The organism is Leifsonia sp. NPDC056824, assembly GCF_042789575.1.
Taxonomy (GTDB): Bacteria; Actinomycetota; Actinomycetes; order Actinomycetales; family Microbacteriaceae; genus Leifsonia.
In genome coordinates, this window is record NZ_JBHUAV010000005.1 from 153,793 (window position 1) to 169,660 (window position 15,868).

At 71.5% G+C, this 15,868-nt stretch carries 14 protein-coding genes and 1 pseudogene; all 15 read left to right on the top strand.

The features are described 5' to 3' along the window. Positions 1 to 65 precede the first annotated feature (65 nt). The 15 genes and pseudogenes from ACFRFH_RS17730 (at position 66) to ACFRFH_RS17800 (ending at position 15,867) form a co-directional block, all read left to right on the top strand. A complete protein-coding gene (locus tag ACFRFH_RS17730) occupies positions 66 to 1,610 on the top strand; it encodes a Mur ligase family protein (protein ID WP_382464313.1) in 1,545 nt (514 codons plus the stop codon). Further along, positions 1,610 to 3,043: a UDP-N-acetylmuramoyl-tripeptide--D-alanyl-D-alanine ligase gene (gene murF / locus ACFRFH_RS17735; protein WP_382464314.1), complete on the top strand. Its 1,434-nt coding sequence runs from the start codon at positions 1,610 to 1,612 to the stop codon at positions 3,041 to 3,043. Before ACFRFH_RS17730 ends, murF begins: the two co-directional genes overlap by 1 nt. Continuing rightward, complete coding sequence (gene mraY, locus ACFRFH_RS17740) at positions 3,040 to 4,152, top strand: phospho-N-acetylmuramoyl-pentapeptide-transferase (protein ID WP_382464315.1); 1,113 nt, start codon at positions 3,040 to 3,042, stop codon at positions 4,150 to 4,152. The genes murF and mraY overlap by 4 nt, the downstream gene beginning before the upstream one ends. After that, on the top strand, positions 4,149 to 5,681 hold the full coding sequence (gene murD / locus ACFRFH_RS17745) for a UDP-N-acetylmuramoyl-L-alanine--D-glutamate ligase (protein WP_382464316.1): 1,533 nt from the start codon (positions 4,149 to 4,151) through the stop codon (positions 5,679 to 5,681). Before mraY ends, murD begins: the two co-directional genes overlap by 4 nt. Then, positions 5,644 to 6,900, top strand: a complete 1,257-nt coding sequence (gene ftsW / locus ACFRFH_RS17750; protein WP_382464317.1) for a putative lipid II flippase FtsW — start codon at positions 5,644 to 5,646, stop codon at positions 6,898 to 6,900. Before murD ends, ftsW begins: the two co-directional genes overlap by 38 nt. Continuing rightward, entirely contained in the window at positions 6,897 to 7,973 is a 1,077-nt protein-coding gene (locus ACFRFH_RS17755) for a glycosyltransferase (protein ID WP_382464318.1), read from the top strand. Before ftsW ends, ACFRFH_RS17755 begins: the two co-directional genes overlap by 4 nt. A 57-nt stretch (positions 7,974 to 8,030) precedes the next feature. Continuing rightward, positions 8,031 to 9,543: pseudogene (gene murC, locus ACFRFH_RS17760) on the top strand (UDP-N-acetylmuramate--L-alanine ligase). Beyond that, entirely contained in the window at positions 9,449 to 10,465 is a 1,017-nt protein-coding gene (locus tag ACFRFH_RS17765; protein ID WP_382464319.1) for an FtsQ-type POTRA domain-containing protein, read from the top strand. The pseudogene murC and the gene ACFRFH_RS17765 overlap by 95 nt, the downstream one beginning before the upstream one ends. Positions 10,466 to 10,608: 143 nt before the next feature. Then, entirely contained in the window at positions 10,609 to 11,787 is a 1,179-nt protein-coding gene (ftsZ, locus tag ACFRFH_RS17770; protein WP_382464320.1) for a cell division protein FtsZ, read from the top strand. Next, the gene (locus ACFRFH_RS17775; RefSeq protein ID WP_382464321.1) at positions 11,753 to 12,457 is read left to right on the top strand and encodes a YggS family pyridoxal phosphate-dependent enzyme; all 705 of its coding nucleotides are present in this window, start codon (positions 11,753 to 11,755) and stop codon (positions 12,455 to 12,457) included. Before ftsZ ends, ACFRFH_RS17775 begins: the two co-directional genes overlap by 35 nt. 69 nt (positions 12,458 to 12,526) lie before the next feature. Then, positions 12,527 to 13,045, top strand: coding sequence for a cell division protein SepF (locus ACFRFH_RS17780; protein WP_345834701.1), 519 nt, complete (start codon positions 12,527 to 12,529; stop codon positions 13,043 to 13,045). Positions 13,046 to 13,118: 73 nt separating this feature from the next. Beyond that, positions 13,119 to 13,415 carry a YggT family protein gene (locus ACFRFH_RS17785; RefSeq protein ID WP_179605620.1) on the top strand — a complete coding sequence of 99 codons (297 nt, stop codon included), beginning with the start codon at positions 13,119 to 13,121 and terminating at the stop codon, positions 13,413 to 13,415. A 160-nt stretch (positions 13,416 to 13,575) separates the two neighbouring features. Next, positions 13,576 to 14,358, top strand: a complete 783-nt coding sequence (locus tag ACFRFH_RS17790) for a DivIVA domain-containing protein (protein WP_382464322.1) — start codon at positions 13,576 to 13,578, stop codon at positions 14,356 to 14,358. A gap of 34 nt (positions 14,359 to 14,392) precedes the next feature. Further along, positions 14,393 to 14,947 (top strand): signal peptidase II, encoded by a 555-nt coding sequence (lspA, locus tag ACFRFH_RS17795; RefSeq protein WP_382464408.1) that lies wholly within the window; start codon positions 14,393 to 14,395, stop codon positions 14,945 to 14,947. Beyond that, positions 14,947 to 15,867, top strand: coding sequence for an RluA family pseudouridine synthase (locus ACFRFH_RS17800; RefSeq protein ID WP_382464323.1), 921 nt, complete (start codon positions 14,947 to 14,949; stop codon positions 15,865 to 15,867). Before lspA ends, ACFRFH_RS17800 begins: the two co-directional genes overlap by 1 nt. Position 15,868: the final 1 nt, after the last annotated feature.

Genomic DNA, 15,868 nt, shown 5'->3' on the forward strand with positions numbered 1-15,868 from the left:
CCGACCGAGACGCCGTCGCCCCGACCGTCTCGTGATCCACGAACCCCCGACTGAAAGTGAGCCCCGTGACAGGACCGGCGCCCTCCTCCCTGCGCCCCGAGCATCCCGTCGCCCGCCCGCTCGCCCAGTTGGTCGCGGAGTTCGGGCTGGATGTCCGGGGAGACCTCGACGCCGTCGAGGTGACCGGAGCAGCCCTCGCGAGCTCGGCGGTCGAGCCGGGCGACCTGTACGTCGGCGTGCCGGGCAAGAACGCGCACGGCGCGAGCTACGCCGCGGCCGCCGTCGAGGCGGGAGCCGTCGCGGTCCTGACCGACGCCGCGGGCGCTGAGCTCGCGGCCGACGCGGGCGTCCCCGTCATCGTGACGCCCGACCCGCGCGCCGCCCTCGGCGCGGTGGCGAGATGGGTCTATCGCACCGACGAGAACGCGGCCACGCTGTTCGGCGTCACCGGCACCAACGGCAAGACCAGCGTCGTCTACCTGCTCTACGGCATCCTGGGCCAGCTCGGCGTCGTCGCCGGCCTGTCCTCGACCGCCGAGCGCCGCATCGGCGAGCACGCGATCACCAGCAAGCTGACCACCCCGGAGGCCAGCGAGCTGCACGCGCTGCTCGCCCGGATGCGCGAGGAGGGCGTCCGCGCCGTCGCGGTCGAGGTCTCCGCGCAGGCGCTCAGCCGGCACCGCGTCGACGGCATCGAGTTCGACGTCGTCGGCTTCACCAACCTCAGCCACGACCACCTCGACGACTACGCCGCGATGGACGACTACTTCGCGGCCAAGCTGGAGCTCTTCCAGCCCGACCGCGCCCGCCGCGGCGTCGTGACGGTGGACTCCGAGTGGGGCCGTTCGCTGGTCGAGCAGTCCCGCATCCCGGTCTCCACGCTCGCCAGCGTGCCGGGCGTCGACGCCGACTGGACGCTGACCGTGATCGAGGAGACCATCGCCGAGACGGTCTTCGAGCTCGCCGGCCCGGACGGGCGGCGCCTGGAGACCAGCGTGCCGCTGCTCGGCGCGTACAACGCCGCCAACGCGGCGCTCGCGATCGTCATGCTGGTGGAGTCCGGCTACGACCTCGACGCCATCGGCGCCGCGCTGGAGCGCGACGGCGGGATCGACGCCTACGTCCCCGGCCGCACCGAGCGGCTCTCCGGCGACCGCGGCCCCGTCGTCTTCATCGACTACGGGCACACGCCCGACGCCTTCCTGTCGTTGCTGGGCGCGCTGCGCCGGGTCACCGACGGCCGGATCGTCATGGTCTTCGGCGCCGACGGCGACCGCGACACCACCAAGCGCGCCGACATGGGCGCGATCGCCGCGCGGGGCGCCGACGCGGTGGTCATCACCGACTTCCACCCGCGCTCGGAGGACCCGGCCGTGATCCGCGCCGCGCTGCTCGACGGCGCCCGCGCCGCCGTGCCGGACGCCGAGCTCTACGAGGTCGCCGACCCGCGCGCCGCCTTCCGCACGGCGCTCTCGCTCGCCGGCGACGGCGACGTGGTGCTCTACGCGGGCCCGGGGCACGAGGACTACCAGGAGGTCGCAGGAAAGCGCCTCCCGTACTCCGCCCGCGACGACGCCCGGCTCGCACTGCGAGAGGCCGGGTGGCTCTGATGATCGCCCTCACCCTGGCCGAGGTCGCCGCGGCGACCCGCGGCGAGCTCCTACTCGACGGCACCGGCGCTACTCCGGAGACCGTCGTGGACGGGCTCTCCACCACCGACTCGCGGGAGGTCGTGCCCGGCACGATCTTCTTCGCCAAGCCCGGCGAGGTGACCGACGGCCACCTGTTCGCCCCGCAGGCCGCCGAGGCCGGCGCGGCGCTCCTGGTCGTCGACCACGCGCTCGACCTGCCGGTGCCGCAGCTGCTCGTGGCCGACACCGTCGTGGCGCTCGGCGACCTCGCCACCGAGGTCATCGCCCGCGTCCGCGCGCTCGGCACGCTGAAGATCGTCGGCGTCACCGGCTCCAACGGCAAGACGACCACCAAGAACCTGCTGCGCGCCATCCTGGAGCAGCTCGGCCCGACCATCGCCCCGCGCGCGTCGTTCAACAACGAGGTCGGCGCGCCGGTCACGATGCTGGAGGTCACCGAGGAGACGCAGTACCTCGTCGCAGAGATGGGCGCCAGCGGCATCGGCGAGATCGCACGGCTGGTCCGGATGGCCCGGCCCGACATCGGCATCGTCCTCAAGGTGGGCCTCGCGCACGCCGGCGAGTTCGGCGGCATCGAGAAGACCCTCGCGGCCAAGACCGAGATGGTCAGCGACCTCCTGGAGTCCGACGTCGCCGTGCTCAACCTCGACGACCCGCGCGTCGCCTCGATGGCCGACAAGACCCTCGCCCGCGTGCTGTGGTTCGGCCTGGACGACCGCGCGGCGGTGCGGGCCACCGACGTGCGCTCGACCGCGCGCGGCACCTCGTTCGTGCTGCACCTCCCGCCGGCCGACGGCGGCGAGGGCGCGGGGGAGTCGCGTCCCGTGCAGTTCCGCGTGCTCGGCGAGCACCACGTCATGAACGCGCTGGCCGCCGCGGCCGCCGCGCACACCCTCGGCGTGGACATCGACACGATCGTGAGCGCCCTGGAGACCGTCCAGCGCGCCGAACGCTGGCGGATGGAGGTCATGGGCGGCGCCCGCGGCGTCACCGTCATCAACGACGCGTACAACGCGAGCCCCGACTCGATGTCCGCCGCCATCAAGACGCTGGCCCAGATCGCCGAGCCGGGGGAGCGCACCATCGCCGTCCTCGGCGAGATGAGCGAGCTGGGCGAGTTCTCCGGCGAGGAGCACGACCGGATCGGCCTGCTCGCTGTCCGGCTGGGCATCGACCAGCTCGTCATCGTCGGGCCGTCCGCACGGCGCATGCACATCACCGCCATCAACGAGGGCTCGTGGGACGGGGAGTCCCTGTACTTCGAGACCCAGGACGCGGCGTTCGACCACCTCAGCGGGGCGCTGCGCTCCGGGGACACGGTGCTCGTCAAGTCCTCCAACTCGGCGGGGCTGCGCTTCCTCGGCGACCGACTGGGAGAATTCTTCTCGTGAGAGCCCTTCTGACCTCCGGCGCGCTGTCGATGGCGTTCACGCTGTTCCTGACGCCGCTCTTCATCCGGCTCTTCCGGCGGCTCCAGTGGGGCCAGTTCATCCGCGACGACGGGCCGCAGAGCCACCACGCCAAGCGCGGTACGGCCACGATGGGCGGCATCGTCGTCATCCTCGGCACGCTGTTCGGCTACTTCACGGCGCTGCTGCTGACGGGCGACGAGACGAGTGTGTCCGCTCTCCTCGTGCTGTTCCTCATGGTCGGCCTCGGGGTCGTCGGGTTCGTGGACGACTTCCTCAAGACCCGCAGGGAGCGCAGCCTCGGCCTGACCGGCTGGGCGAAGGTCGCCGGGCAGGTCATCGTGGCCACGGTCTGGGCGTTCCTGGCCGTCCGGTTCCCGGACGGGCGCGGCTACACGCCTGCGACGATGAGCGTCTCGTTCATCCGTGACCTCCCCATCGACTTCGGCGCGATCACCAAGTTCGGCGTGATCGGCGTGCTGGTCGGCTACGGCCTGTACCTGATCTGGATCAACTTCCTCGTCGCGGCGACCTCCAACGGCGTGAACGTGACGGACGGCCTCGACGGGCTGGCGTCCGGCGCGAGCATCCTCGCCATCGGCGCGTACATCATCATCGGGTTCTGGCAGTCGATCCAGTCGTGCGCGAGCCCCAACCTCAATCCCGAGAACCTCGCCAAGTGCTACGACGTGCGCGATCCGTTCGACCTGGCGATCGTCGCGACGGCGATCGTGGGCGCCGTGGTCGGGTTCCTCTGGTGGAACACGTCGCCCGCGCAGATCTTCCTCGGCGACACCGGCTCGCTCGCCCTCGGCGGCGCGGTCGCGGCGCTCGCGATCCTCAGCCGCACCGAGCTGCTGCTCGTCCTCATCGGCGGCCTGTTCGTGATCGAGGCGGGCTCGGTGATCGTCCAACGGGCGTACTTCAAGGTCACGCGCGGCAGGCGCATCTTCCTGATGAGTCCGATCCACCATCACTTCGAGCTGAAAGGCTGGGCGGAGGTGACGGTCGTGGTCCGGTTCTGGATCATCGGCGGCCTCCTCGTCGCGGCCGGCGTCGGGTCGTTCTACCTCGAGTGGCTCGCGACGTGACCGGATCGCGGGAGCGCCTGGAGGCGCTCACCAGCTGGCACCACGACTGGTCGGGCCTGCGGGTCGCCGTCTTCGGCCTCGGCGTCACCGGCTTCTCGGTCGCCGACACGCTCGCCGAGCTGGGAGCGGAGGTGCTGGTCGTCGCCTCCCGCGCCGACGCCGAGCGCGCCATGCTGCTGGAGGTCATCGGCGCCGAGCTGCTGGAGGAACCGGACCTCAGCGCGCCGCCCGCGCGGCTCGTGGAGTTCGACCCGGAGCTCGTCGTCGTCTCGCCCGGCTTCCACTGGGACCACCCGCTGCTGCTCTGGGCCGACCACCGTGGCCTTCCGGTGTGGGGCGACATCGAGCTGGCCTGGCGGCTGCGCGACAAGGTGGGCGAGCCCGCCGACTGGATCTGCGTCACGGGCACCAACGGCAAGACCACGACCGTCCAGCTGACCGCGACCATGCTGCTCGCCGGCGGCTCCCGCGTCGCGCCGTGCGGCAACATCGGCGTGCCGGTGCTCGACGCCATCCGCGACCCCCAGGGCTTCGACGTGCTCGTCGTGGAGCTGTCGAGCTATCAGCTCCACTGGATCAACCGGAACCGCGGCGGCGTGCTCTCGCCGTACTCGGCCGCCTGCCTGAACATCGCCGACGACCACCTCGACTGGCACGGCTCGATGGAGGCGTACATCGCCGCCAAGGCCAAGGTCTACGACAACGCCCAGGTCGCCTGCGTGTACAACCGTGCCGACCAGAACACGCTTCGCATGGTCGAGGAGGCCGAGGTGGTCGAGGGCGCCCGCGCGATCGGCTTCGGCCTCGACATCCCCGGCCCCAGCGACTTCGGCATCGTGGACGGCATCCTCTGCGACCGCGCCTTCCTGGAGGACCGCCGCAACAGCGCGATCGAGCTGACCACCCTCGACGAGCTCGCGGAGGCCGGCCTCGCCGCCCCGCACGTCGTCGCCAACATCCTCGCCGCCAGCGCCCTGGCCCGCTCCTACGGCGTCGAGCCGCAGGTCATCCGCGACGTGCTCACCGCGTTCCGCCTCGACGCCCACCGCATCGAGCTGGTGCGGGTGGAGGCCGGCGTGAGCTGGGTGGACGACTCCAAGGCCACGAACCCGCACGCCGCCGACGCGTCGCTGCGCGCGTACCCGTCGGTCGTGTGGGTGGTCGGCGGCCTGCTCAAAGGCGTAGACATCGACCAGCTCGTGTCCGCGCACGCGACCCGGCTGCGCGGCGCCGTGCTGATCGGCGTCGACCGCGCCGCCCTGCTGGCCGCATTCGAGCGACACGCCCCCGGGCTGCCGGTGCTGGAGGTGGAGGCCGACGAGACTGAGGGGGTCATGCCGCTGGCGGTTCGGCTGGCCGGCGGTCTCGCCCGCGAGGGGGACACCGTCCTGCTCGCACCGGCGGCGGCGTCGATGGACCAGTTCGCCGACTACGCCGAGCGCGGGCGCCTCTTCCAGGCGGCCGTCAACGAGTTCTTTGGAGGTGAGGCGGATGACGACGAGCCCGCCTCGCGTCCGCCGGGGGCCTGACCCGCGCGATCAGCCGGAGCAGCCCGGGCAGCCGGGACAGTCCGCGGACTCCCGCGGCTTCTCCACCCGCATCTCGCTCGGCCGTGCGATGAACAGCGAGTCCTCCGACTACTTCCTGCTGCTCGGCATCACGCTCTTCATGGTGGTGTTCGGGCTGGTCATGGTGCTCTCGTCGTCCGCGGTCGAGTCGCACAACGACACCGACAACTTCTTCTCGCGGTTCTGGTCACAGGGCATGTACACCCTCATCGGCCTCCCGCTGATGTTCATCGTCTCGCGCATCCCGATGACCTTCTGGAAGCGCTCGATCTGGTTCATCCTCGGCGCGGCCTGCTTCGTGCAGTTCCTGGTGCTGGTGACACCGCTCGGCGTGGAGATCGGCGGCAACCGCAACTGGATCCGCATCGGCGGGTTCGTCGGCCAGCCGTCGGAGGCGATCAAGATCGCGCTCGTCATCTGGCTGGGCGTGGTCCTGGCCCGCAAGCAGGACCTCCTCGACGACTGGCGGCACGTCGCGCTGCCGGTGCTCCCGATCGCGGGCGGCGCCATCGGCGTGGTCGTGCTCGGCGGCGACCTCGGCACGACCATCGTCATGTCGGCGTTCGTGCTGGGCGGCCTCTACTTCGCGGGAGTCCGCCTGCGCTATCTGTTCACCGGACTGGTGGGCGTCGCCGTCGTGGCCGTCGTGGTGGCGATGTCGAGCGCCAGCCGGATGGGGCGCATCGCCGCGCTCTTCGGCGGCACGAGCGCCGCGAACCCCGACGTCAACTGGCAGATCGACAACGGCTTCTACGCGCTCGCCTCTGGCGGCGTGTTCGGCGTCGGCCTCGGCAACTCGCACTCGAAGTGGTCGTGGCTGCCCGCCGCCGACACCGATTTCATCTTCGCCATCATCGGCGAGGAGCTCGGCCTGATCGGCGCGATCGTGGTGCTGCTGCTGTTCGTGATGCTCGCGATCGTGTTCCTGCGGATCATCCACGCGTCCACCGACACCTTCCCGCGCGTCACGACCGCGGCGATCATGGTGTGGCTGATCTTCCAGGCGTTCGTGAACATCGCCGTCGTGCTCGGCGTCATCCCGGTGCTCGGCGTGCCGCTCCCACTGATCTCTGCGGGAGGGACTGCGATGATCAGTTCCATGATCGCAATCGGCATCGTGATGTCCTTCGCCCGCCAGAACGCCCGCGACGCCCGTCGCGCCACCGGCAGCGCCCTGTGAGCCGCTACCTCCTGGCCGGTGGTGGGACCGCCGGCCACGTCAATCCGCTGCTCGCCGTCGCCGACCGCCTGCGCCGCGACGACCCGTCCGCGGAGGTCGTGGTCCTCGGCACGAAGGAGGGGCTGGAGGCGCGGCTCGTCCCGGCCCGCGGCTACGAGCTCGCGACCATCCCGAAGCTGCCGTTCCCGCGCCGCCCGAACGGCGCCGCCCTGCGCTTCCCCGGGGAGTACCGGCGCGCCGTCCGCTCGGTCACCGACCTGATCCGCGAGCGCGGCATCGACGTCGTGGTGGGCTTCGGCGGCTACGCGGCCGCGCCGGCGTACTCGGCCGCCCGCCGTGCGCACGTCCCGTATGCGCTGCACGAGGCGAACGCCCGGCCTGGCCTCGCGAACCGGCTCGGCGCCCGGTCCACCCCGTGGGTCGGCGTCGCGTTCGAGGGAACCCCGCTGCGGCACGCCCGGTTCGTCGGGATGCCGCTGCGCCGCGAGATCGAGGAGCTGGACCGCCAGGCCGCCCGCCCGGCCGCCCTCGCCGAGTTCGGGCTCTCCGCCGACCGCCCGACCCTCCTGGTCACGGGAGGCTCGCTCGGCGCGCGGCGGCTCAACGGCACCATCGCCGACCGCGCCGTGCAGCTCACGGCCGCCGGCTGGCAGGTGCTCCACATCCAGGGCGGCCGCGGCGAGCTGACCGATCCCGGCGTCGAGCACTACCGGCTGCTCGACTACTGCGACCGGATGGACCTCGCGTTCGCGCTGACCGACTTCGCCGTCGCCCGCGCGGGCGCCGCGACGGTCTGCGAGTTCGCCGCCCTCGGCGTCCCCGCCGTGTATGTGCCGTTCCCGATCGGCAACGGCGAGCAGCGCTTCAACGCGGCGGGCGTGGTGGAGGCCGGCGGCGGCATCCTGGTGGACGACGCGGACTTCCTGCCCGGCTGGGTCGACGGGCACCTGCTCCCGCTGCTCGCCGACCGCGCGGCGGTTGTCGAGATGGCCCGCAAGGCCGCGGTCACGGGTGTGCGCGACGGCTCCGACCGGATGGTCGCCCTGATCCGGAGCGCCCTGACCGGATCCTGAGGTTCGCCGCGTAGCCTGTAACCTGTCAACTCGACTCGCGGACCGAAAGCAGCACCTGTGACGATCAAACCCGACCTCAACGCCACCATCCCCGACGAGCTGGGCAGTCTCCACTTCGTCGGCATCGGCGGCTCGGGCATGAGCGGCATCGCGCGCCTGTTCTTGGAGTCCGGCCACACGGTCACCGGCTCCGACGTGCGCCACTCGGCCAACGTCGACGCGCTGCGCGCCCTGGGCGCCACCGTCGCGATCGGCCACGACGCGGCGAACGTCGGCGACGCCGACACCCTCGTGGTCACCGGCGCGCTCTGGCAGGACAACCCCGAGTACCAGCTCGCGCTCGCCAACGGCATCCCGGTGCTGCACCGCTCGCAGGCGCTGGCCTGGCTGATCAACAAGAAGCGCCTGGTCGCGGTCGCCGGCGCGCACGGCAAGACCACGTCGACCGGCATGATCGTCACCGGCCTGCTCGGCCTCGGCGAGGACCCGAGCTTCGTCAACGGCGGTGTCATCGCCTCGCTCGGCAAGAGCTCGCAGACCGGCACCGGCGAGCTGTTCGTCGTGGAGGCGGACGAGTCGGACGGCTCCTTCCTGCTCTACGACACGGCGGTCGCGCTGATCACCAACGTCGACCCGGACCACCTCGACCACTACGGCTCGCTGGAGGCGTTCGAGGACGCCTTCGTGACCTTCGCCAGGGAGGCCGACGAGCTCGTCGTCGTGTCCTCCGACGACGCGGGTGCGAAGCACGTCCACCGCCGGCTGCTGGAGGTCGCGCCCGACAAGCGCATCGTCACCTTCGGCGAGGCGGACGACGCCGACGTGCGCGTCCACTCGATCGACACGGACGGCCCCGTCGCGTTCACGCTGAGTCACGCCGGCGCCGAGTACTCGGCGCGCCTGCGCGTCCCTGGACGGCACAACGCGATCAACGCCGCCGGCGCCTTCGCCGTGCTGACCGGCCTCGGCTTCGAGCCCGCCGCCGCGCTGGCCTCCATCGCGGAGTTCGGCGGCACGGAGCGCCGCTTCGAACTGCACGGCAACGTGGGCGGCGTGAGCGTCTACGACGACTACGCCCACCACCCGACCGAGGTCGCCGCCGCCCTGTCGGCCGCGCGCACGGTCGTCGGCGAGGGCCGCATCATCGCGGTCCACCAGCCGCACCTCTACAGCCGCACGCGCCTGTTCGCGCAGGAGTTCGCCGAGACGCTGGAGACCTACGCCGACGAGACCGTCGTGCTCGACGTCTACGGCGCGCGCGAGGACCCGGAGCCCGGGGTGACCGGCGCGCTGGTCGCGGACCGGTTCCAGCATCCCGAGCACGTCGCGTTCATCGCCGACTGGCAGGAGGCCGCCGATCACACCGCGCGGATCGCGCGCGAGGGCGACTTCGTCATCACCCTCGGCTGCGGCGACGTCTACCGGATCGTCCCGCAGCTCCTCGACTCGCTCCGCCGCGTCCGGGAGTAGCCGCGGTGAAGCGTCCAGCGGGGTTCGACCGGTCGGCGGCACGACAGAACGGCGCTCCGGCGCCCTCCGCGCCGGAGACCGCGGCCCCTGCGCGCCCTGAGCCGGGCCGTGCGGCGTCCGCGTCGCCGGTCGGGACGATCACCGAGCCGATCCCGATCGTGCGCACGCAGGAGCCGATCCCCGAGCGGAAGCCCAGCCCGTCCCGCGCGGCGGCCGACCGCCTCCCGCTCTCCGAGCGCGTGCCGAGCAACCGCGAGATCTCGAAGGCCCTCCGCGCCGCCCGCGCCGAACGCCGGCGGGTGGAGCGCGGAGAGGTGCGCCGGTTCACCAAGCGCTCGCGCCGCCGCAGGATGGCCTGGATCGGCGCCGCGGGCGTCGCCGTCGCGCTCGTGCTCGGCGTGATCCTGGTCGGCCTCTCGCCGCTGCTCGCCCTCCGGCACATCCAGGTCGTCGGCGCCTCCCGGCTCGACGCCGGCGCGATCTCTGCCAAGCTCGGCGACCAGGTCGGCAAGCCGCTCGCACTGCTCGACCAGGCCGCGATCTCCAGCGACCTGGCCGCCTTCCCGCTCATCCGCAGCTACACGCTGGAGAGCCACCCGCCGGACACGCTCGTGGTGCGCATCGTCGAGCGCCAGGCGATCGGCGCCGTCCAGCACGGGTCGGCGTTCGTGCTCGTGGACGCGGCGAAGGTGCCGATCTCCTCCAGCGCGACCCGGCCGGCCGGGTATCCGGTCATCGCCGCGACGGGGGCCGCGGCCGACGCGAACGCCGACTCCGGCTTCGCCGCTGCGGCCGCCGTGCTGTCGTCGCTGCCCGCCGACGTGCTGAGCCGGGTGGACACCATCTCGGCGAAGACGAAGGACGACGTGTCGTTCACGCTCCGCGAGGGCGGCGCGACCGTGGTCTGGGGGAGCGCGGAGGACTCCGCGCTCAAGTCGGCAGACCTCACGGCGCTGCTCACGGGCGCGCCCAAGGCGAACCGTTTCGACGTCTCATCGCCGCACAGCGTGACGACAGGATGACCGGGTTGACGGCGCATTTGCCGACACGCCTGCGAACTGCGGCGGGAGCGGCCCCTGCGGCCCTACCGTCGAAATCGAGAATTGCATACTCAGCATAACTTTAAGCCTCGAGTTGAGGTTGAAGGTTCCCGTGGAGGCCGGACGTGACAGCAAACCAGAACTACCTCGCCGTGATCAAGGTCGTCGGCATCGGCGGCGGCGGCGTCAACGCCGTCAACCGGATGATCGAGCTCGGCCTGCGCGGCGTCGAGTTCATCGCCATCAACACGGACGCCCAGGCGCTGCTGATGAGCGACGCCGACGTGAAGCTCGACGTGGGCCGGGAGATCACCCGCGGCCTCGGCGCCGGAGCCGACCCCGAGGTCGGCCGCCGCGCGGCGGAGGACCACGCGGAGGAGATCGAGGAGGCGCTCGCAGGCGCCGACATGGTCTTCGTGACCGCGGGCGAGGGCGGCGGCACCGGCACCGGCGGCGCGCCCGTCGTGGCCCGCATCGCCAAGTCGATCGGCGCCCTGACCATCGGTGTCGTCACCAAGCCGTTCTCGTTCGAGGGCAAGCGCCGCCAGCAGCAGGCCGAGTCCGGCGTGCAGCGGCTCAAGGAAGAGGTCGACACCCTCATCGTCGTGCCGAACGACCGGCTGCTGGAGATCAGCGACCGCGGCATCAGCATGCTGGAGGCGTTCTCCACCGCCGACCAGGTCCTCCTCGCCGGCGTGCAGGGCATCACCGACCTGATCACCACCCCCGGGCTCATCAACCTCGACTTCGCCGACGTCAAGTCGGTCATGCAGGGCGCGGGCTCCGCGCTCATGGGCATCGGCTCCTCGCGCGGCGCCGACCGGGCCATCAAGGCCGCGGAGCTGGCGGTCGCCTCCCCGCTGCTGGAGGCCTCCATCGACGGCGCCCACGGCGTGCTGCTCTCCATCCAGGGCGGATCGAACCTCGGCATCTTCGAGATCAACGACGCGGCCCGCCTGGTGCAGGAGGCCGTCCACCCCGAGGCCAACATCATCTTCGGTGCGGTCATCGACGACACCCTCGGCGACGAGGTCCGGGTCACGGTCATCGCCGCCGGGTTCGACGGCGGCGAGCCGAAGACCGTCCAGGCCTCGGCCGCGGACGCCCGCCGCTCGACCTTCGTCGAGTCGGGCCACGAGGAGCCGGCGATCACCTCGTCCGCCACGGTCGAGCACGCCGAGCCGGAGGCCGCGGCCACCGAGTGGCACGCGACCGGCGAGACCCCGGTGACCGAGACCACGCAGAAGGACCCGGCGTTCGACGACGAGAATGACGACCTCGACATCCCCGACTTCCTCAAGTAGCCCGCTCGCGGAGCGGCTCGCCGCGGTCCGGGAGGGCGTCGCCGACGCAGCCAGGGCCGCCGGCCGCTCCCCGGACGAGCTGACGACGATCGTGGTGACCAAGTTCCACCCGGCGTCGCTGGTGCGCGAGCTCGCCGCTCTCGGCGTGCGCGACGTGGGGGAGAACCGGCACCAGGAGGCGCAGGAGAAAGCGGCGGAGCTCGCCGACCTGGACCTGCGCTGGCACTTCGTCGGCCAGCTCCAGAGCAAGAAGGCGCGGCAGGTGCGGCGCTACGCGGCCGTCATCCACTCGCTCGACCGGATCGCACTGGTCGACGCGCTGAAGCTCGACGACGCGCCCGACGTGGACGTGTTCGTCCAGCTCAACCTCACCGACGACCCGGGCCGTGGCGGCGTCGCCGACCGCGACCTGGAGCCGCTGGTCGAGCATGTGCTCGCCACCCCCGGCCTGAACCTCCTCGGCGTGATGGCGGTCGCCCCGCTGGACGAGGAGCCGGCGCGCGCGTTCGAGCGCGTGCGGCTCGCGAGCGAACGGGTCCGTGCACTCGCACCGGAGGCCACCGCCATCTCGGCCGGGATGTCCCAGGACTACCGCGAAGCCATCGCCGCTGGTGCGACACACCTTCGCATCGGCACCGCCATTACCGGGAATCGGCCGAGCCTTCGTTAATCTCGAAGAGAAGAAGGTTCATTCAGTGCGTGCGAGGCGTCGGCGCACCGGTCTACACGGAGGAAGCGCATGGCCAACCCGCTGAAGAAGACGATGGTCTATCTCGGCCTCGCCGACGAGGAGCTGGAGTTCGACGAGCCGCAGGAGCAGCACCCGGTGCAGCACCAGCCGCGCCGCGAGGCTCCCGCCCCGTCGCCCGTCCAGCCCGTCCCGCACCCTGCACCGGTCGCACCCGTGGCCGGGCGCGCACCGGTCACGCCGCTGCGCAAATCGTCCACCGCACGGAATGTTTCGGTACAGGAAATGAACGAGATCCTCACAGTCCACCCCCGCCAGTACCGCGACGCGCAGGCGATCGCCGAGTCGTTCCGCGAGGGCATCCCGGTGATCATCAACCTCTCGCAGATGAGTGAAGGCGATGCCCGCCGGCTCATCGACTTCGCCAGCGGACTCTCGCAGGGCCTCTACGGCAAGATCGAGCGGGTGACCCCGAAGGTCTTCCTGCTCTCGCCGTCGCACGTCGTCGTCTCCGGCGAGCACGGCGGCCAGGACGCCGACGTCGACGCCTCCTTCTTCGCGCAGGCCTGATCCACTCTTCGAAAGCGCACCGTCCGGCAGGGCGGTGCGCTTTCGTGCATACGCGGTCGTTCATACTGGAGGGGTGCTTGTCGTCTCGATCATCGCGAACGTGCTCTACTACGTCCTGCTGATCTACTTCTTCGTCCTCTGGGCCCGCTTCGTGCTCGACCTGGTGCGCACCTTCGCGCGGCAATGGCGCCCGCGCGGCTTCGGACTCGTCCTGGCGGAGTCGACCTACGTGGTCACCGACCCGCCGATCCGCTTCTTCCGCCGGATCATCCCTCCGCTGTCGATGGGGCCGGTCGCGATCGACTTCGGCTGGAGCCTCACCATGCTGGTCGTCATCATCGGCCTCTACGTGACCCTCAGTTTCACCTGACGCACTCCGAGCGTCGGTTGGGGTCGGGCTGGGCTGCCGTTGTAGTGTGGTCGAGGCCGACGCACCACGGGTGCGGCGGAGTGCGCGGCGGCCGTGCACTTTGCTAGCGTTGGCTGAACGCACTCATTGTTCGTCCTTTTTAGATCTAAGGTGGCTTCTCATGGCGCTGACTCCGGAAGATGTGGTCAACAAGCGGTTTCAACCGACGAAATTCCGTGAGGGCTACGATCAGGACGAGGTCGACGACTTCCTCGACGAGGTCGTCGTCGAACTCCGACGACTGACCCAGGAGAGCGACGAGCTCAAGCAGCGCCTCGTGGCCGCCGACTCGCGCATCGCAGAGCTGCAGCGCAGCGGTGGCTCCGGTCAGGCCGCGGCTCCCGCGCCCGCCGCCGCCGACAACGGCGAGGTGCAGCGCCTCCAGCAGGAGAACGACGACCTCAAGCAGCGCCTGGCCGCCGCGCAGCAGCAGGCCCAGCAGGCCTCCGCCGCCGCTCCGGCCGCAGCCGCGGGCGCCGCAGCGGGCTTCGCCGCGGGCGCCACCGACGCGAACGACCCGAACGCGACCAACAACCTCCTCCAGCTCGCGCGCCGCCTGCACGAGGAGCACGTCCGCGAGGGCGTGGAGAAGCGCGACGCGCTCATCGCCGAGGGGCACGCCACCGCCGCCCGCATCGTCGCTGAGGCCGAGTCCAAGCAGCGCGCCCAGATCAGCGCCCTCGACCAGGAGCGTTCGGGCCTCGAGCGCCGCATCGACGAGCTCCGCGGCTTCGAGCGCGACTACCGCCAGGGACTGAAGGGCTACATCGAGGGCCAGCTCCGCGACCTCGACAGCCAGTCCGCCTCCCTCGGCGGCAACGCCCCCACCCCGGTGCCCGCGGGCTCCGGCGACGGCCAGGACCAGGGCGCCCAGCCTCCGGTCTTCCCGGGCTTTGGAGGCTAGCCCTTCGAGGGCCAAGGTCAGCATCAGGGCCTTGGTGATCCTGGCGGTGGTCGCGCTCTGCGTGTACCTCCTGGACCAGATCGCCAAGGTCCTGGTCGTCTCGAACCTCTACGAGGGCCAGCAGGTCCAGGTCCTCGGACAGCTCCTCCAGCTCCACTTCGTCAAGAACCCGGGCGCGGCCTTCTCCATCGGCAGCGGGTCGACCTGGATCTTCTCGATCGTCGGCGTCGGCGTGCTCGGCTTCGTCATCTGGTACGCGCCGCGCATCCGTTCGACCGCGTGGGCCATCCTCTTCGGCCTCCTGCTCGGCGGTCTGCTCGGCAACCTGACCGACCGGCTCTTCCGCGAGCCGGGCTTCGGTGTCGGGCACGTCGTGGACTTCCTGCAGATCCCGCTGCTGCCCGCCATCTTCAACCTCGCGGACGTCGCCATCGTCTCGAGCATGGTGCTGTTCCTCATCCTGTCGCTGCGCGGCGTCGGCCTCGACGGCCGGCCGGCCGATGAGGACGACGAGGCGGCGGATGACGACGCGGTCGTCGAGGCCGAGCCCGCCTCGGAGGCGCACGAGCCCCGGAACCCGCAGCCCTGATGCAGTCGCGCAGCCTCCCCGTCCCGGACGGCCTCGAGGGCTCCCGCGTCGACGTGGGCCTCGCCAAGCTCCTCGGCTTCTCCCGCAGCTTCGCCGCCGAGGTGGCCGAGGCCGGCGGCGTCACCATCGACGGCCGTGAGGCGGACAAGTCCGACCGGCTCTCCGCCGGCTCCTGGCTCGAGGTCTCCTGGAAGCCGCGCGAGGAGGCCCGCATCGTGCCGATCGCGGTGCCCGAGCTGACGGTCGTGCACGATGACGACGACATCGTGGTCATCGACAAGCCGGTCGGCGTCGCCGCGCATCCCTCGGTCGGCTGGGAGGGCCCCACGGTCCTCGGCGCCCTGGCGGCCGCGGGCTTCCGCATCTCGACCTCCGGAGCCGCCGAGCGCGCCGGGATCGTCCACCGCCTCGACGCCGGCACCAGCGGCCTGATGGTCGTGGCCAAGTCCGAGCACGCCTACACCGTGCTCAAGCGCGCCTTCCACGACCGCACGGTGGAGAAGATCTACCACGCGGTCGTCCAGGGCCACCCCGACCCGCTCACCGGGACGATCGACGCGCCGATCGGCCGCCATCCCCGCAGCGACTGGAAGTTCGCCGTCGTCGCCGGCGGCAAGCCGTCCGTCACGCACTACGAGACCATCGAGGCGTTCCCGGCGGCGAGCCTGCTGGAGATCCACCTGGAGACCGGCCGCACCCACCAGATCCGCGTGCACATGGCCGCCCAGCGGCACCCGTGCGCCGGCGACGCGATGTACGGCGCCGACCCGGCGCTGTCGGCGCGGCTGGGGCTCACCCGGCAGTGGCTGCACGCCGTCCAGCTCGCCTTCGACCACCCGGCGACGGGGGAGTGGGTGACCTTCACCACGACCTACCCGGCGGATCTGCAACACGCTCTCGACGTGCTCCGAGCGTCGTAGG